Origin of the sequence: Propionicimonas sp. (assembly GCF_047606205.1) — a bacterium.
In the GTDB taxonomy this organism is placed as follows: domain Bacteria; phylum Actinomycetota; class Actinomycetes; order Propionibacteriales; family Propionibacteriaceae; genus Propionicimonas.
The window spans coordinates 14100-29686 of the sequence record NZ_JASGES010000233.1; the positions used below are offsets into that span (position 1 = coordinate 14100).

A 15587-nucleotide genomic window follows, 5' to 3' on the forward strand; every position below is an offset into this window, starting at 1 on the left:
GCGAAGGAGCTGCGGTGCGCGACGACGAAGGGCTGTATCGCGGACGCCTGGGACGGTTCGTCGAGGAACTCGTCGTTCCCCACCTGTACGGCGACACCCATCCGCTCGACCTCACCGCCTGGCCGGTGCCCGACGAGCCGGTGCCCTTCGCCGAGGCAGCGCGGCAGGACTACGCGCCGTTCGCGATCGGTTCGGCCTGGGGCAGGGGCTGGAGCACCCTGTGGTTGCACGTGACCGGGGCGGTGCCGCCCGGATGGGCCGGCCGCCCCTACGAGATCGTGGTGGACCTCGGCTTCCGCAGGGAACTGGACGGCGGCCAGGCCGAAGGGCTCGCGTTCCGTCCCGACGGTTCGATCATCAAGGCGATCGAACCGTTCAACCGGTACCTTCCGGTCGAGGACCCGGATGCGATCGACCTCTACCTGGAGGCGGCCGCCAACCCCGAGGTCGCCGTGGGAGGTTCCTGGCACCCCACCCCGTTCAGTTCGAAGGACACCGTTCCGGACGCGCCGCTGTACGTGCTGCGGCGGTTCGAGCTCGCCGTCCGCAACCTGGAGGTCTGGGAGCTCAACCAGGACATCGAGGTGCTGGCCGGGCTCGTCGAGCAGCTTCCGCCCGACCAGCCGCGCCGGGCCGAACTCGTGGTCGCCCTGAACGAGGCGATGGACGCGCTCGACCCCGCGGATGTCCCCGGCACCGCCGCCCGCGCGAGACAGCGCCTCGCGCCGGCGCTGGCGAGCCCGGCCAACGCCAGCTCGCACCGCGTCGTGGCCACCGGTCACGCGCACATCGACTCGGCGTGGCTGTGGCCGGTGCGCGAGACCGTCCGCAAGTGCGCGCGCACGTTCGCCAACGTGATCGCCCTCTCCGAGGAGCACCCCGACCTGGTGTTCTCCTGCTCCTCCGCCCAGCAGTACGCGTGGATCAAGGAGTTCTACCCAGAGCTCTGGCAGCGGCTCAAGGAGAAGGTCGCGCAGGGACGCTTCGTCCCGGTCGGCGGCATGTGGGTCGAGTCGGACACCAACATGCCCGGCTCCGAGGCGCTGGCCCGCCAGTTCGTCGTCGGCAAGGGTTTCTTCGAGCGCGAGTTCGGCTACGAGCCGCTCGATGTGTGGCTACCCGACTCGTTCGGCTACTCGGGGGCGCTCCCCCAGATCGCCGTCGCTGCGGGCGCCCGATGGTTCCTCACCCAGAAGATGTCGTGGAACGAGACCAATGTGCTGCCCCACCACACCTTCTGGTGGGAGGGCATCGACGGCACCCGGATCTTCACCCACCTGCCCCCGGTCGACACCTACAACTCGACGCTGGCCGCCTTCGAACTGGCCAAGGCCGAGCGCCAGTACGCCGACCAGGGGCACGGGAACACCTCGCTGGTCCCGTTCGGCTACGGGGACGGGGGCGGCGGCCCCACCAGGGAGATGGTGGCCAGGGCACACCGGACCGCCGACCTGGAGGGCTCGCCGAAGGTGCGGATCGGGACCGTCAACGAGTTCTTCCGCGAGGCGCAGGCCGAACTCGCCCACCCGCACACGTGGTCGGGCGAGATGTACCTGGAGACCCACCGCGGCACCTACACCTCCCAGTTGCGCACCAAGCAGGGCAACCGCCGCAGCGAGCACCTGCTCCGGGCGGCAGAGCTGTGGGCGACCACCGCGTCCGTCCGGGCGGGGCTGGAGTATCCGGCGGAGGACCTGCAGCAGGCGTGGCAGACCGTGCTGCTGCAGCAGTTCCACGACATCCTGCCCGGGTCGTCGATCGCATGGGTGCACCGTCAGGCGGAGGCCAACTATGCCCGCGTGGCGGGTGTGCTGGAGGACGTCATCGAGCGGTCGCTCGCTGCGCTGGTCGGCGAGGGCGACGACGTCCTGGTCGCCAACGCCGCACCGGTCGCCCTCGCCGGCGTGGACGCGTTCGCCGTCCGGCCACCGGTCGAGGTCGACGGGGAAGTGGTGGTCACCGAACGGGACGGCGGTTGGGTGGTCGATACCGGTGCGATCCGCGCGGTCGTCGACGCCGACGGTCTGCTCCCGTCCCTCGTGGACGTGGCGAGCGGACGCGAACTCGTGGCCGAGGGCCGTCGTTTCGGCCTGCTGCAGCTGCACAACGACCGCCCGTCGGTGTACGAGGCCTGGGACATCGACGGCCACATCGGACGCATGGTCAGCGACGTCACCGACGCCGAGTCGGTCCACCTCGTCGCACAGGACGCCCGGTCGGTCGCCTTCGAGGTGGTCCGGACGCCACGATCCAGCACGATCACCCAGCGGATCACCTTCACTGCCGGCTCGGCGGCGGTCGACCTCGACTTCGACATCGACTGGCACGAGCAGCGCACGCTGCTGAAGCTGGCGTTCCCCACCAGCGTGTTCACCGACCGTGCGGCCTCGGAGATCCAGTTCGGCCACATCCACCGCCCCACCACCGTCAACACGTCGTGGGACGTGGCCCGCTACGAGACCGTCGCGCACCGCTGGGTGCAGGTGGCCGAGCCCGGTTTCGGCTTCGCCGTCGCCAATGACTCCACCTACGGCCACGACATCCGGCGTGACCATGCCGGCGGTCGCGCGCCGGGCACCACCGTCCGGCTGTCGCTGGTGCGCGGGCCGATGTTCCCCGACCCCCGGACCGACCAGGGGCTGCACCACCTGCGGGTGAGCGCGGTCTGCGGTGCCGACATCGCCACGGCGATCCGGGCGGGCCAGCGGCTGAACCAGCCGGTGCGGGAGCTGCGTGGCGCCCGCCCGGTCGAGCCGATCGTCGGCGTCGAGGGATCCGCCGTGATCCTCGAGGCGGTCAAGCTGGCCGAGGACGGCAGCGGTGACGTCGTCGTCCGCCTCTACGAGTCGCTGGGCAGCAGGGCGACCGCCGCCGTCCGTGCCGGGTTCGGCTTCGACAGGGCGGAACGCACCGACCTGCTGGAGCGTCCGCTGCCGCACGGAGGGACGGCCGCGTCCGGCGGCGGCGACGTGGCGCTCGACCTGCGTCCGTTCGAGATCGTCACCCTGCGGTTCCGCGGAGTCCAGCGGTCCTGACCGGTCCCGGTGCTCGTGCGCGCTCGCCGAGTGCGACGACCGCGACCGGCCAGGTGAGGGTTGGTCCGGCAGAGGCGGGTCGTCGCCGACCCGGACGCCCCCGTGCGTCAGTCCTCGCTCGCCTCCAGCCGGCCGGACGCGATCGCGTCCAGCAGGGCCGCGTGGTCACGGTCGTTCTGGTCGGCGTAGGCCAGGGAGAACCGGCCGATCGCATCGTCGAACGCCGTCCCGCGACCGAGGTAGCCGGCGACGACAGCGGGCTCGCAGCTCTGGGCGTGGGCGCGGGCGAGCACGCCCCCGCAGATGATCGCGTAGTCGACGAGCAGCGACCGGGACAGCCGCTCGATCTCGAAGCTGCCCTTCATGTCCCTGAACTGCCGCACGTAGTAGTGCCGTCCCTCGGACTCGGTCCAGCCGAGGAGGGGGTCGGAGGCGGCCTGCATGATCCGCTGCCCCGCGACCACACGCTGTCCCATGTGGGTGTACCGGGACGCCGTCGTCCACGGCTCCAGCACCGAGGTGGTGGCCTCCTTGGCCTGCAGCAGCAGTGGGGAACCGGTCGAGTCCAGGCACAGCAGGATGAAGCAGCGGGTGCCGACGCTGCCCACGCCGACCACCCGCAGGGCGAGGTCGACGGCGTGGTAGCGGTGCAGCAGCGACTCCACGTCGGGCGACGCGCTGCTGCGGTAGTGCTCGGGCACCTCGAGCAGGTCCGCCGGTGCCCGGTCGGGACGAAACATCAGCGGCGGCTGCTGGACGATCCGAAGCTCGCCGTCGGCGCCGGTCGCGGCGAGCTTGGCGAATGCCTGGTCGGCGGTGCGGCGCCGGGCTTTCGTCGCCGTGCGTTCGAGTTCGTGTGCGCGCCGCCTGCGCACCTTGCTGTCCGCCGCGGTCTCCTGGTTGCGGGTGAGCAGGTCGTCGATCGTGACCATGTCGTGGAAGAGGTCGCGCGCGCTGCGTCCGGCCGCGCGGAGCATCGTTTCCCGGTAGGCGCGCGCTGCCGCGGCAGCCGTGTCGTGCGCGCAGGCCTCGCCGAAACCGTTCTGCCGACTGGCGACGGCGAACGAGGCCGCCAGCCGCTCGACGTCCCACTCCCACGGGGCAGGGTGGGTCTCGTCGAAGTCGTTCAGGTCGAAGACGAGCGAACGCTCCGGTGAGGCGTACAGGCCGAAGTTGGACAGGTGGGCGTCACCGCACGCCTGCACCCGGACACCGGACACCGGCGTGGGGGCGAGATCGTGCGCCATCACCGCCGCCGCGCCCCGGTAGAAGGTGAACGGGGAGACCGCCATCCGCGACCATCGCAGCGGCACGAGCCCGGCCAGGCGGGTGGTGTTCTGGGCCTCGAGGATCGCGACCGGATCGCGGTCGACGTCCAGCCCGGTACCGATCGCGGACCGCGCCGCCCGCGCGCGGAGCGCGCGCCCGGCGTCGATCAGTTCAGCCGTCGTCGCGTGCATACCCCTCCTTGGCGTGGACGCGAGGATAGCCCGTTTCCGGCCCGCGCCGGTCAGGGGACGGGTTCTACAGCACGCCTTTGACCAGGACGAAGCAGGAGTAACCCCGAGGCTCCCCCGTCTGGACGATCGCGTAGGCCGAGCGCGCGAGTTCGTACAAGGCCAGGCGTTCGACCGGCTCGACCTCGACCTCTCTGCCTTCTGCGGCCTCGACCTCCGCCCGGAACTCGTCGTGAGCCTCGAAGCGTGCGTCCGGCTGTCCGGTGGGGGTGATCCGGAACACGGCCGGCTCGTCGAAGGTGTCGACGGGGAACAACGCGAGGATCGCCCTGGCCGCGGACGCGGTGTCCGCGCCGGCGAGGTGATGGACACGGGGCGCAGAGGAGGCGGACGGGTAGTTCCGGTCGACGATCGCGAGCCGGTCCCCGTGGCCCATGGACGCCAGCGTGCACAGCAACTCCGGGGTGAGCAGCGCAGGGATGGCTTTCAGCACGACGCCCCCTCGGACGTCGCGAGCCCGTTCTCCGCCCAGCCCTGGCCGCCGACGTGGGCGGCGAGGAAGCCACCGACGAAGGTGTCCCCGAGCCCGATCGTGGTCGGCGCGGCCACCTCCAGCAGGCGTCCTGGCACGCACCGCACCTGATCACCGAGTCGGTCGCCGATCCGGACGGCGAAGGCGGACCCGCCCGGGTGCCTGGGGAGCCCCCGGACCGTGCGCAGGTCCGCGGGGGTGAAGTCATCGCCGTAGCAGTACCGGGTGCTGGCCAGGTCGATGCCGCCGGCGAGAGCGTCAACGAAGGCGGCGGCGTGGTCCCCGTGTGCCAGCGACCAGTACTTGGTGTGCACGACCACGGTGGGCGCGATCGCGAAGCGCCGGAACCCGGCCAGCGCCTCGCCCACGTCGTCCACGTCCAGCAGGTCGACGCGACGTCCGAGATAGGACTGCAGTTCGTCCTCGTTGAGGCTGTGCACGTCGATGCGTCCACGGAACTCGGCGCTGACGATCGCCCGCATCGCGTTGTCGTGGAAGCCCGCGTCCTCGTAGAAGGCCAGGGCACCCACTGGCAGCCGGGCCATCGCATCGGAGAGGAAGCGGAGCCGCTCGCGCAGGAGCGCCGGATCCCGCATCACGTTGAAACCCGAGGGCAGGAAGGCCCTGGCACCCGCGAGCGCGTCCGGCAGCCGCGGGCTCAACACGAGGTCGCGGTTGGGCGGGTCGTTGACGTAGATGATCCGGTTGGGGTGTTCGGCCCTCACCTCACCGTCCCCGAGCCGCACGGTCGCGCCTGCGGGAAACTGGATGATCAGGTGCGGGTCCAGTGAGTCCCGCGTCGCACTGCAGAGATAGTCGACCGCCGGCGGCAGCAGCCGGCGTACGTTCTCATCGATGCTGACCAGATGCACCAGGCTCGGCACGCCGAGCCGGGCGATCGCCAGGGCTGCCCGGACACAGGTCCCTCCGAGCGTGACCTTGGTCGGGAAGCGCGAGGCGAAAGAGGTGGCGAGGTCGGAGGACGCAATGAACCGCTCTCCCCCGACCCCGTCGCGCACGAACGCGAGGATCGAGCACAGCAGGGAGCGCTCATCCTCGATCGGAACCCCGGCGTCGAGGTCGGCCAGCCGGATCCCCGTGCGCCGGGCCAACTCCTCCAGCCCGGTGGCGTCCCAGGCGACCTCGAAGTCGACCGTTCCGCCCAGCCCGAGGACCAGTTCGTGGGCCATCGCTCCCGCTTTCCCTCTCCGGCCAGCTCAGCGGTAGAGCTCCGCCTTGCCCGCCGCTCCGAACAGTTCGATCTTCTGCGCGGCCACGACGTTCATCGCCTCCACGCACGCTGGCTGGATCATCAGCGGCTCGCGCAGCTTCGGATCATCCCCGAGCACCTCGCGCATCTTCGAGTGGTAGGCGACCTTGATGTCGGAGGAGATGTTGATCTTGTTGATGCCTGTGTGCGCGGCGATGCCGATCTCACGGTCGGGGTTGTTCGAGCCTCCGTGCAGCACCAGGGGGATCGGAACGGCCGCCTTGATCTCCTTCAGCAGGTCGAGCTTGAGTTCGGGCTTCATCCCCGCAGGGTAGAGCCCGTGAAAGGTGCCGATGGCGATCGCCAGACTGTCCACACCCGTCTGCTCGACGAACGTCACCGCGTCCTCCGGCGTGGTGTGGATGACCTCGGTGGCACCGGACTCGCCGTAGGAGTCGTTGGCCCCGATGGTGCCGAGTTCGCCCTCCACAGACAACCCGACGGCGTGCGCGGTCTCCACGACCTTCTTCGTGATCGCGACGTTCTCTTCGAACGGCTTCACCGACGCGTCGATCATCACGGACGTGTAGCCGTTCTGGATCGATGTGAGGACCTGCTCGTAGGTGCCGCCGTGGTCGAGGTGAATCGCCATCGGCACCGACGAGCGGTAGGCGCGGGCCAGGATCGCCTTGATCATGTCCGGCCCGATGTGGTCGTACTCGTCCGGATGAATGGCGACGATCCACGGAGCCTGCAGTTCCTCGCACAGTTCCGCAATCCCGGCGAACATCGCGTAGTCACTGATATTGAAGGCCGGAACGGCGAAGCCCGCCTCGTTGGCGACCTTCAGAACGCCGTCACCGTTGGTAAGCATGTGGTTTCTCCTTGATTGTTTCTTGTGGGTGGGAATGTGGGCGATCAGTTCTTCACGGCGCCGGCGGTCATGCCGCCGATGAAGTAGCGCTGGAAGAACAGGAAGAGGAGCAGGATCGGGATGCAGCCGAGGATCGACATCGACATCATCTGGTTCCACTCGTACGAGTGCTGCCCCATCAGGAGCTGGATGCCGATCGGGACCGTCCGCATCTCCGGCGTCTTGGTGAGGGTCAGGGCGAAGAGGTACTCGTTCCACGCGATCATGAACGTGTAGATCCCGACCGAGACCATGCCCGGCACCGAGACGGGAACGAGGATCCGCCACAGCGCCGTCCAGGACGAGCCGCCGTCGACCTTCACGGCTTCGTCCAGCTCTCTGGGCAATGTGTTGAAGTAGCCAGTCATCATGATGATCGCGTAGGGCAGCGTGAACACCAGATAGGTCAGGATCAGGCCCTGGTAGGTGTTGTAGAGCCCGAGGAAGACGATCAGGCCGAAGTACGGGATCAGCAGCGTGATCGGCGGGACAGCCTGGACGCTGACGATCACCACGTTCAGCACCCGCTTGAGCGGGAACTCGTAACGGCTCAGGGCGAAAGCTGCCAGCACCGCGACGAGCAGGGTCAGCACCGTCACCGACAGGGAGACGAAATAGCTGTTCACGAAGAACCGCACCTTGGTCGGGTCGGTGAAGATCGCGGTGTAGGCGTCCCAGGTGAAGTTCTGGGGGATCAGGGTCGGGGGGTAGGCGAAGATCTCGGTGTTCGGCTTGAAGGAGCTCGAGAGCATCCACACCACGGGCAGACCCGCGTAGAGCGCGCCGACCACGAGCGCGATGAGCACGCCGGCCTTGGCGACGAGGCGTCGCTGTCTGCGCGTCATGTCAGTCCCTCGCCTTCTGCGCGCGGACGTAGAAGAAGGCGAGCACCATGGAGATCAGCAGCACGATCACCGCGGACGCGGACGCCGTGCCGAACTGGTACTTGGTGAAGGCCAGCTTGTAGGTGAAGGTGCTGAGCATCTCGGTGGTACCGAGTGGGCCACCCCCGGTCGTCATCCAGATCAGAGCGAACTGCTGGGTCGTCCAGATGAAGTCCAGCAGCGCCATGCTGATGATGATCGGCCGGAGCTGCGGGAGCGTGATCCGGGTGAATCGCTGCCATCCGTTCGCGCCGTCGACCTGCGCGGCCTCGTGGTAGTCGGCAGGAATGCCCTGGAGGCCGGCCAGCAGGCTGGTCATGTAGAAGGGGTAGCCCGACCAGATGTTGATGAACGTCACGGCGAACAGCGCGGTATCCGGCGAGGAGAGCCACTCCGCCTGGGTCCCGGTCAGGTTCGAGGCCATCAGCAGGAAGTTGACGACGCCGTTGGGATCGAGCAGGAGCCGCCACAGCACCGCGATGATCGCCACGGTGAACAGCCAGGGCAGGACGTAGATCGTGCGGAACACCGCTTTGCTGCGGTTGCCGAGCAGTTCGGTGTTCAGCAGCATCGCGAAGGCAAGCCCCAGGATGAGGTGGGCGACGACGCTGACACCGGTGAAGAACAGCGTGTTGGACGCGGCTCCCCAGAAGCTCTCGCTGGTGAGGATGTCGATGTAGTGCTTGAACCCGACGAACTGCGGGTTCTTCTTCATGATCACGTTGTCCATCAGCGAGTAGCCGACGACCATCACGATCGGGATGACCATGAGGACGACCAGGAGAACCACGGTCGGGCTGAGGTAGCCGAACGGGACGGCGCCGCGTCGGGCGGCCTGCAACCGTGTGGTGCCTCCCTGCGGGCGTCCGGGAGCGGCCGCCGATCCGGTGCCGGTCAGCAGCGAGGGGCTGCTCATGGGAGAAGCTTCCTTCCTGTGGTGGATCGGGGGCCGCGAGGCTGGGCCGCGCGGCCCCCGTCCGACGTGGGTGGGGGTCAGCCGGCGAAGGCCGTGTCCCACTCCTTCTGGGCAGCGTTGAGCGCGTCGTCCGCGGACTGCTTGCCGGCGAGGAAGAGCTGGAACTGCTCATCGAACGACCGCATCAGGTCCTCGGCCACCGGGAGACCGACGAACTCGTTGGTGGCGTTGTTCGCCTGGTAGATCTCGAACGCCTTCTTGAAGATGGGGTCGTCGTTCACGAAGTCCGGCACGGCGGTGTTGTTGCCGGGGAATGCCTTGGCCGAGGAGCAGAGCGAGGCGTTGACGTCCTTGCCGAGCAGGAAAGAGACCAGCTTGAATGCCTCGGCCTGGTGCGTGCTGTTGGCTGCGACTCCGATGCCCCACGAGGCGTAGGGAATCGCGCCCTTGCCGGTGTAGCCGTCAGCGGTCGGGATGGCCGCGACGGTGAAGTTGAGGTCCTTGTTCTGCTCGCGCAAGGTGTTCACGTGGGCCAGGGAGTCGATGACCATGCCGACCCGCCCATTGGTGAACTCGTTCACCTTGTCCTGCTCCTTCATCGTGAAAGAGCCCTTCGAGATGGCGCCCGCGTCGTAGAGGTTCTTGATGAAATCCATCACGTCCTTGACGTCCTGGTTGCCGGCCAGGTTCGGCTTGCCGTCGGACAGCATCGAGCCGCCGGACGCCCAGACCCAGCTCATCACGTCATTCTGGATGCCGTTGGGCGTCCCCGTGTCGAGCGGGAGGGCCCAGCCCGCGGTGTTGTCGTCGAGCGCACTGACGGCCTTGGCCGCGGCGGTGAACTCGCTGCGGGTCTTCGGCACCTCGGTGACGCCGGCCTTCTTCAGCAGGTCCTCGTTGACGAACATCGGGTAGACGAAGTTCGCGACCGGGATCATGTACGTGGAGCCGTCGACCTTCACCTGCGCGGCGAGCTGGCTCTCGTCGAAGCCGGAGGAGCTCATCAGGTCGCTGAGGTTCGACAGCGAGCCCTGCTTGACGAAGTCGCTGACCCAGGCGCCGTCGAGGCCGACCACGTCGGACATCGTGCCCGCTGCCGCGCCGGCGACGACCTGCTCCTTGGTGGACGCGTAGGGACCACTGATCAGGTTGACCTTGATCCCGGGGTTCTCGGTCTCGAACTGGTCCATCAGGGCCCGCAGCGAGCCGGTGGGAAGTTCGGGCTCCCACCACTGTGCGAACTCGAGCGTCACGGTGCCACCGTCGCCGGATGCCGACGACGTCGCGCTGCTCCCACCCGAGCAGCCAGTCACAGCAAGAGCGGCCGCGACGACCGCCGCCATCCCCGCCAGGTACTTCTTTCGCATCTCACTCCCTTGTCGTGCGTGGCGTGCCGGAGGAGCGGCGACTCCGCTCTGAGACTCACGATCACGCCGGCGATGCAATCTTTCGCCGACTCCTTCCGATAGTCAAGGGATTCTTGCATGTTTCTGCGTCACAGATCCATAACATGTCGCCAACTCTTGCGATGCCTGCACGATGTGGGACATGATCAACGCATAAAACCGCAAGGGGGTGCTGTAGTGACCAAGGAGAGCCTCTACCCGGCCCGTCGTCGTGCCGAGATGCTGGAGTTCCTCAGGGACCGCGTGCAGGCGTCCATCCACGAGCTCGCCGACGAGTTCGGCGTCTCGGAGGACACGATTCGTCGCGACGTGGAGGCGCTCGCGACCCAGGGATCGGTCGATCGAACGCACGGTGGGGTCACGATCTCGCCGGACGACCGGCTCAACCCGGTGGTGCCCTTCGGCAAGCGGATCGACGCACAGGCCGCGGCGAAGGACGAGATCGCGCGCGCAGCCGCGTCCCTCATCGAGGAGGGCCAGAGCGTGATCATCTACGGAGGCACGACCACCCTCGCGATGGCCAAGTACCTGGCTCCCAAGCGGGGGCTGACCGTTGTCACCAACAACCTGCCGCTCCCCCACGAGCTCTACACGCGCGGCGCGCGTGACATCTACGTGCTGGGCGGCTCGTACCAGCCGCGCTCGCAGGTGGCGATCGGGCCGGTGGCCCTGTCGGACGGTGCGGGGACCCCCCGATCGATCCATGCCCACTGGGCGATCATCGGGGTGGGCGGCGTCTCCGACGAGGGGACGGTGTGGACCAGCAGCCTCCCCGAGGCGGGGATGATGCACTCGATGATGGAGTGCGCCTCCCGCACGCTGCTGCTCGCCGACAGCAGCAAGTTCGGCAGGCAGGAGTTCGCCGAGGTCAGCGGGCTCTCCCCTACGACCACCCTGATCACCGACAAGCGGCCCAGCCAGGCACTGCTCGACCGCGCGGCGGAAGCAGGTGCCCGCGTGGTCGTCACCGCGGAACTCGAAGACCCCGACCGGGTCGACATCGATGAGTGAGACAAGGAAGTCAGGTATGAGCGAGGACAGGAAAGTGCAGTTCGACGCGGCCGCCGCGCGGCGCGTGCTGGACGACGGCGAGGGCGTGGTGCGGTTGGCGCCGACGTGGGTGCCCCGGGTGTTCTCCACGCCCGGACGCAGGCTGCGGCTGCACCCGGACGACTACTACGCCTTCGGCAAGGAAAGGGGCGGGATCGACGAGCGCTGGCTGGCCTCCCCGATCCGCGCCGACAACGGCGCCCGGACCGGACCGTACGAGGGCCTGAGCCTGGTCGTCGACGCCCGCGGAGGCCTGCTCCCCTTCGACGAGTTCATCGAGCACCACGGGGCGAACCTCGTCGGCGAGCGGATCTGGAACAGCCATGGCACGTGGCCGGTGTTCGCGAAGTTCTTCGACAACCAGCAGGCGCTGCCGTTCCACATCCACCACCGCGACGAACACGCCGTCCCGCTGGGGAAGCTGTCCAAGCCGGAGGCCTACTACTACTCGCCGCAGATGAACAACCACCTGGCCACCCAGCCGGTGTCCTTCCTCGGGCTGCAGCCGCAGGTGACGCGTGAGCAGGTGCGGGAGCGCCTGGTCCGGTTCGGCAGGGGCGGCGACAACCGGATCACCGAGCTCTCGCTGGGCTACCGGACGCAGCTCGGCACCGGGTGGGACGTTCCCGGCGGCGTGCTGCACGCGCCGGGCAGTGCCTGCACCTACGAGCCGCAGGCCGCCTCGGACGTGCTGTGCATGTGCGAGTCGTGGAGCAACAACCGCGAGGTACCCGATGAGCTGCTGTGGAAGGACACCCCACCCGACCGGGTGGGCGACCTGGACTACATCCTCGACCTGATCGACTGGGACCTGAACCTCGATCCGGACTTCGCTGTGAACCGTCGCCTGATCCCCCACGAGACAGCGGAGTCCGTCGCCGCCGCCGACCCGGGCTTCGTGGAGAACTGGATCGTGTACAAGTCGCCGACGTTCAGCGCCAAGGAGCTCACGGTCCGGCCGGGGGCGAGCGTGACCGTCGCCGACTCTGACGCCCACGGGGTGATCGTCGTGCAGGGACACGGAAGGATCGGCGTCCACGACGCGTCCGCACCCACCCTGATCCGCTTCGGCGAACTCACCGAGGACGAGTTCTTCGTCTCGGAGACGGCAGCGCGGGCCGGCGTCCGCGTCGAGAACCGGAGCATGACCGAGCCGCTGGTGATGCTCAAGCACTTCGGGCCAGGGAACACGTCGCTGCGCTGAGGAGCCGTGACCGGATACGGTGCCTGCCTCAGTACGCTGGCCCCCATGCGTTCTCTGGTGACCGGTGCCACGTCGGGGTTGGGAGCGGCGTTCGCCCGCGCCCTGGCCGCCCAGGGCAGTGACCTCGTGATCGTCGCGCGCGACGCCGGACGGCTCGCCGCCGCGGCTGCCGAACTGGGCGCGGCCCACGGGGTGGAGGTGGACGTCCTGCGTGCCGACCTGTCGGTGGAGGCGGATCTGCAGACGGTCGCCGCGGCGCTGGAGAGCACGGAGCGTCCCGTCGACCTGCTGGTGAACAACGCGGGTTTCGGCATCCACACCCGGCTCACCGACTTCGACGTCGCCGTCCACCGCCACGCCATCGACGTGATGTGCGTCGCCGTCCTCGTGCTCGGGGGGGCGGCGGGACGCGCGATGCGGGCCCGTGGCCATGGCCGGATCGTCAACATCTCCTCACTGGCGAGCTGGACCACCCAGGGCCACTACTCCGCGGTGAAGGCCTGGGTGCGCTCGTACTCGGAGAGCCTGTCGAACGAGTTGCACGGCACCGGCGTCACGGTCACCGCGGCCTGCCCGGGCTGGGTGCGCACCGAGTTCCACCAGCGGGCCGGGATCCGCACCAGCGCCCTTCCCGACTGGATCTGGCAGGACGCCGACCCGGTCGCGGCCCAGATCCTCGCCGACGCCGAACGCGGCAGGGTGCTCAGCGTCCCCGGCGTCCAGTGGAAGATCACCAGAGCCGTCCTCAAGGTGGCCCCGGCGAGCGCCGTCCGGGCGATCTCGCGCGCACTGGTCCGCAGCCGCGACTGACGCCGCCGACGTCGCCGGCAGCCATCCTTCCCGTCGAGGGCTCCGGTCTGGAGGAGGCCCTGGACGCGAGGGTGGCCGGGGGCCTCCCGCGCTGTGGCCGGTCCCGGAAGGTCCAGCCGGACGCGCGCCGGCCACCTCCCGTGGCAGTACTTCTCGGCAGCCGGACGGGCGCGTCGGCTACGCTGCGGGGGCCCGTCCCCGTGCCGGTGGAATGATCACCGAACGACCTGTCCCGACGATCGAAGGACCCGCACAGATGGCTGACAAATCGCTGAACCGCGACACTTCGGCGCTCGATCCCACCACGTGGGATCACCGCTGGGGCTTCCACGACACGAAGCTGGTCGTGTTCGGCGACAACTCGGTGGAGATGACCGGCAGCCGCTACAACCTGTGCGGCTACCGGATGCCCTACCTGATCCCGTTCATCAACAACGAACTCGACGTCACGATCGACTTCTCCTCGCCCCGTCCGCTGACCACCGACCACAAGGTCACCGCCGCTGCTCGCAATGAGGGCTTCCTCACCGCGCTCGCCGGTGCGCTGCGTCCCGACCAGCGCAGCGACGACGACCGGGAGCGCCTCCTGCACAGCCACGGCCAGACCACCACCGAGGAGGTCTCCCGGGTTCTGTACGACAACCTCGACCGCTGCGTCGATCTCGTCGTGTGGCCCGAGTCGGACGAGGACTGCCAGGCCCTGGTCACCCTCGCCGTCGAGCACGACGTCGTGCTGATCCCGTTCGGCGGCGGGACGAACGTGAGCAGCGCGCTGCTGGTGCCGGACGCGGAGCGCCGGATGGTGGTCTCCGTCGACACCCGCCGGATGAACCGGATCCTCTCCATCGACCGGGCGAATCTGACCGCCACCGTGCAGGCCGGCGTGACCGGCTCCCGGCTCGAGGAGCTGCTGGCGAAGGAGGGCCTCACCTGCGGTCACGAGCCGGACAGTTCGGAACTGTCCACCCTCGGCGGCTGGATCGCGACCAACGCCTCCGGCATGAAGAAGAACCGCTACGGCAACATCGAGGACCTCGTCGAGAACTTCACCCTGATCACCCCGGCCGGCACGATCGAGCAGGAGTACGCCACGCCGCGCCAGTCCCCCGGCATCCAGCTGCAGAAGGCGCTGTTCGGCAGCGAGGGCAACCTCGGCCTGATCACCAGGGCGGTGATCCACGTCCACGCCCTGCCCGCGGCGAAGAAGTACGGGTCGGTGATCTTCGCCGACTGGGCCACCGGCGTCTCGTTCATGGAGGCCCTGAACCGGACCGGGGTGAAGCCGGCCAGCATCCGCCTGGTCGACAATCTCCAGTTCCGCCTCGGCCAGTCGCTGAAGGCCGCGCCCAGCGGGAGCAAGGTCGTGATGAGCAAGGTCGAGCAGGTCTTCGTGACCAGGATCAAGGGCTTCGACCACCACACGATGGTCGCCGCGACGATCGTCTACGAGGGCTCGGACGCCGAAGTCGCCGTGCAGGAGAAGGTCGTCGCCCAGACCGCCAGGCAGTTCGGCGGCATCCAGGGCGGGTCGGGCAACGGCGAACGGGGTTACATGCTCACCTACGCGATCGCCTATCTGCGCGACTTCCTGGCCGACTACTACATCATCGGCGAGACCTACGAGACCACCGTGCCGTGGAACCGCATCCACGACGTCTGCGAGGCCGTCGACCGGGTGGCCAACTCCGAGCACAGGCGGCTCGGCTTCCCCGGCCGCCCGTTCACCTCGCCCCGGCTCACCCAGATGTACCACAGCGGCGTCTGCCTCTACTTCACCCACGGTCTCTACCACCGCGGCATCGAGGGGGGCGACGAGAAGTTCGCCGAGATGGAACGCAACATCCGCGCGGCGATCATGGACGCGGGCGGCTCGATCTCGCACCACCACGGTGTCGGCAAGCTGCGCCGCTGGGTGGTCGACCGCGTCGCGTCCCCGGAGAACGTGGCGGCAGTGAAGGCGCTGAAGGCGGCGGTCGACCCGCAGAATGTGTTCGCCGTCGGCAACAACATCTTCGCCGCTCCCCGCGCCGCCGACTGAACCCACCGCAGGCAGTCCGTCTACGTGTACCCGGCCATCAGGTTGGTGGCAGTCGGCTGATCGGGCGGTTTCCTCCGAGTGCGCTGTGGCCGCGTTGACTGTTGTCGTGCTCGAGCCAGGGGCAAGGGCGGC

Annotated in this window: 12 protein-coding genes; 5 read left to right on the forward strand and 7 right to left on the reverse strand. The window is 68.6% G+C overall.

The annotated features are described in order from the left end of the window. The first annotated feature begins 14 nt into the window (after positions 1-14). Positions 15-3035, forward strand: coding sequence for an alpha-mannosidase (locus QM633_RS14580; protein WP_415154491.1), 3021 nt, complete (start codon positions 15-17; stop codon positions 3033-3035). A gap of 107 nt (positions 3036-3142) precedes the next feature. Here the strand turns inward: QM633_RS14580 and QM633_RS14585 are convergent, their stop codons facing one another. The 7 genes from QM633_RS14585 to QM633_RS14615 form a co-directional block, all read right to left on the reverse strand. Then, positions 3143-4495, reverse strand: a complete 1353-nt coding sequence (locus QM633_RS14585; protein ID WP_415154492.1) for a DUF2252 domain-containing protein — start codon at positions 4493-4495, stop codon at positions 3143-3145. A gap of 64 nt (positions 4496-4559) precedes the next feature. Further along, on the reverse strand, positions 4560-4985 hold the full coding sequence (locus QM633_RS14590; protein ID WP_415154493.1) for an RbsD/FucU family protein: 426 nt from the start codon (positions 4983-4985) through the stop codon (positions 4560-4562). Next, positions 4979-6214: an ADP-dependent glucokinase/phosphofructokinase gene (locus QM633_RS14595; RefSeq protein ID WP_415154494.1), complete on the reverse strand. Its 1236-nt coding sequence runs from the start codon at positions 6212-6214 to the stop codon at positions 4979-4981. Before QM633_RS14595 ends, QM633_RS14590 begins: the two co-directional genes overlap by 7 nt. A 27-nt stretch (positions 6215-6241) precedes the next feature. After that, positions 6242-7108: a ketose-bisphosphate aldolase gene (locus QM633_RS14600; protein ID WP_415154495.1), complete on the reverse strand. Its 867-nt coding sequence runs from the start codon at positions 7106-7108 to the stop codon at positions 6242-6244. A gap of 44 nt (positions 7109-7152) precedes the next feature. Next, the gene (locus QM633_RS14605; RefSeq protein ID WP_415154496.1) at positions 7153-7992 is read right to left on the reverse strand and encodes a carbohydrate ABC transporter permease; all 840 of its coding nucleotides are present in this window, start codon (positions 7990-7992) and stop codon (positions 7153-7155) included. 1 nt (position 7993) lies between these two features. Beyond that, positions 7994-8947 (reverse strand): carbohydrate ABC transporter permease, encoded by a 954-nt coding sequence (locus QM633_RS14610; RefSeq protein WP_415154497.1) that lies wholly within the window; start codon positions 8945-8947, stop codon positions 7994-7996. 77 nt (positions 8948-9024) lie between these two features. Further along, positions 9025-10314, reverse strand: coding sequence for an ABC transporter substrate-binding protein (locus QM633_RS14615; RefSeq protein WP_415154498.1), 1290 nt, complete (start codon positions 10312-10314; stop codon positions 9025-9027). A 216-nt stretch (positions 10315-10530) separates the two neighbouring features. Here QM633_RS14615 and QM633_RS14620 point away from each other — a divergent pair, with 216 nt between their 5' ends. The 4 genes from QM633_RS14620 (at position 10531) to QM633_RS14635 (ending at position 15455) form a co-directional block, all read left to right on the forward strand. Then, positions 10531-11364, forward strand: coding sequence for a DeoR/GlpR family DNA-binding transcription regulator (locus QM633_RS14620; protein ID WP_415154499.1), 834 nt, complete (start codon positions 10531-10533; stop codon positions 11362-11364). 16 nt (positions 11365-11380) lie between these two features. Further along, positions 11381-12607 (forward strand): hypothetical protein, encoded by a 1227-nt coding sequence (locus tag QM633_RS14625; RefSeq protein ID WP_415154500.1) that lies wholly within the window; start codon positions 11381-11383, stop codon positions 12605-12607. A gap of 45 nt (positions 12608-12652) precedes the next feature. Further along, positions 12653-13417: an SDR family NAD(P)-dependent oxidoreductase gene (locus QM633_RS14630; RefSeq protein ID WP_415154501.1), complete on the forward strand. Its 765-nt coding sequence runs from the start codon at positions 12653-12655 to the stop codon at positions 13415-13417. Positions 13418-13673: 256 nt separating this feature from the next. After that, positions 13674-15455 (forward strand): FAD-binding oxidoreductase, encoded by a 1782-nt coding sequence (locus QM633_RS14635; RefSeq protein WP_415154502.1) that lies wholly within the window; start codon positions 13674-13676, stop codon positions 15453-15455. Positions 15456-15587: the final 132 nt, after the last annotated feature.

Bases quoted from the DNA above. Each gene is read 5' to 3' on its own strand.
- QM633_RS14595 (WP_415154494.1), bottom strand. From the start codon at position 6,214: ATGGCCCACGAACTGGTCCTCGGGCTGGGCGGAACGGTCGACTTCGAG.
- QM633_RS14585 (WP_415154492.1), bottom strand. From the start codon at position 4,495: ATGCACGCGACGACGGCTGAACTGATCGACGCCGGGCGCGCGCTCCGC.
- QM633_RS14600 (WP_415154495.1), bottom strand. From the start codon at position 7,108: ATGCTTACCAACGGTGACGGCGTTCTGAAGGTCGCCAACGAGGCGGGC.
- QM633_RS14630 (WP_415154501.1), top strand. From the start codon at position 12,653: ATGCGTTCTCTGGTGACCGGTGCCACGTCGGGGTTGGGAGCGGCGTTC.
- QM633_RS14610 (WP_415154497.1), bottom strand. From the start codon at position 8,947: ATGAGCAGCCCCTCGCTGCTGACCGGCACCGGATCGGCGGCCGCTCCC.
- QM633_RS14605 (WP_415154496.1), bottom strand. From the start codon at position 7,992: ATGACGCGCAGACAGCGACGCCTCGTCGCCAAGGCCGGCGTGCTCATC.
- QM633_RS14625 (WP_415154500.1), top strand. From the start codon at position 11,381: ATGAGCGAGGACAGGAAAGTGCAGTTCGACGCGGCCGCCGCGCGGCGC.
- QM633_RS14635 (WP_415154502.1), top strand. From the start codon at position 13,674: ATGGCTGACAAATCGCTGAACCGCGACACTTCGGCGCTCGATCCCACC.
- QM633_RS14615 (WP_415154498.1), bottom strand. From the start codon at position 10,314: ATGCGAAAGAAGTACCTGGCGGGGATGGCGGCGGTCGTCGCGGCCGCT.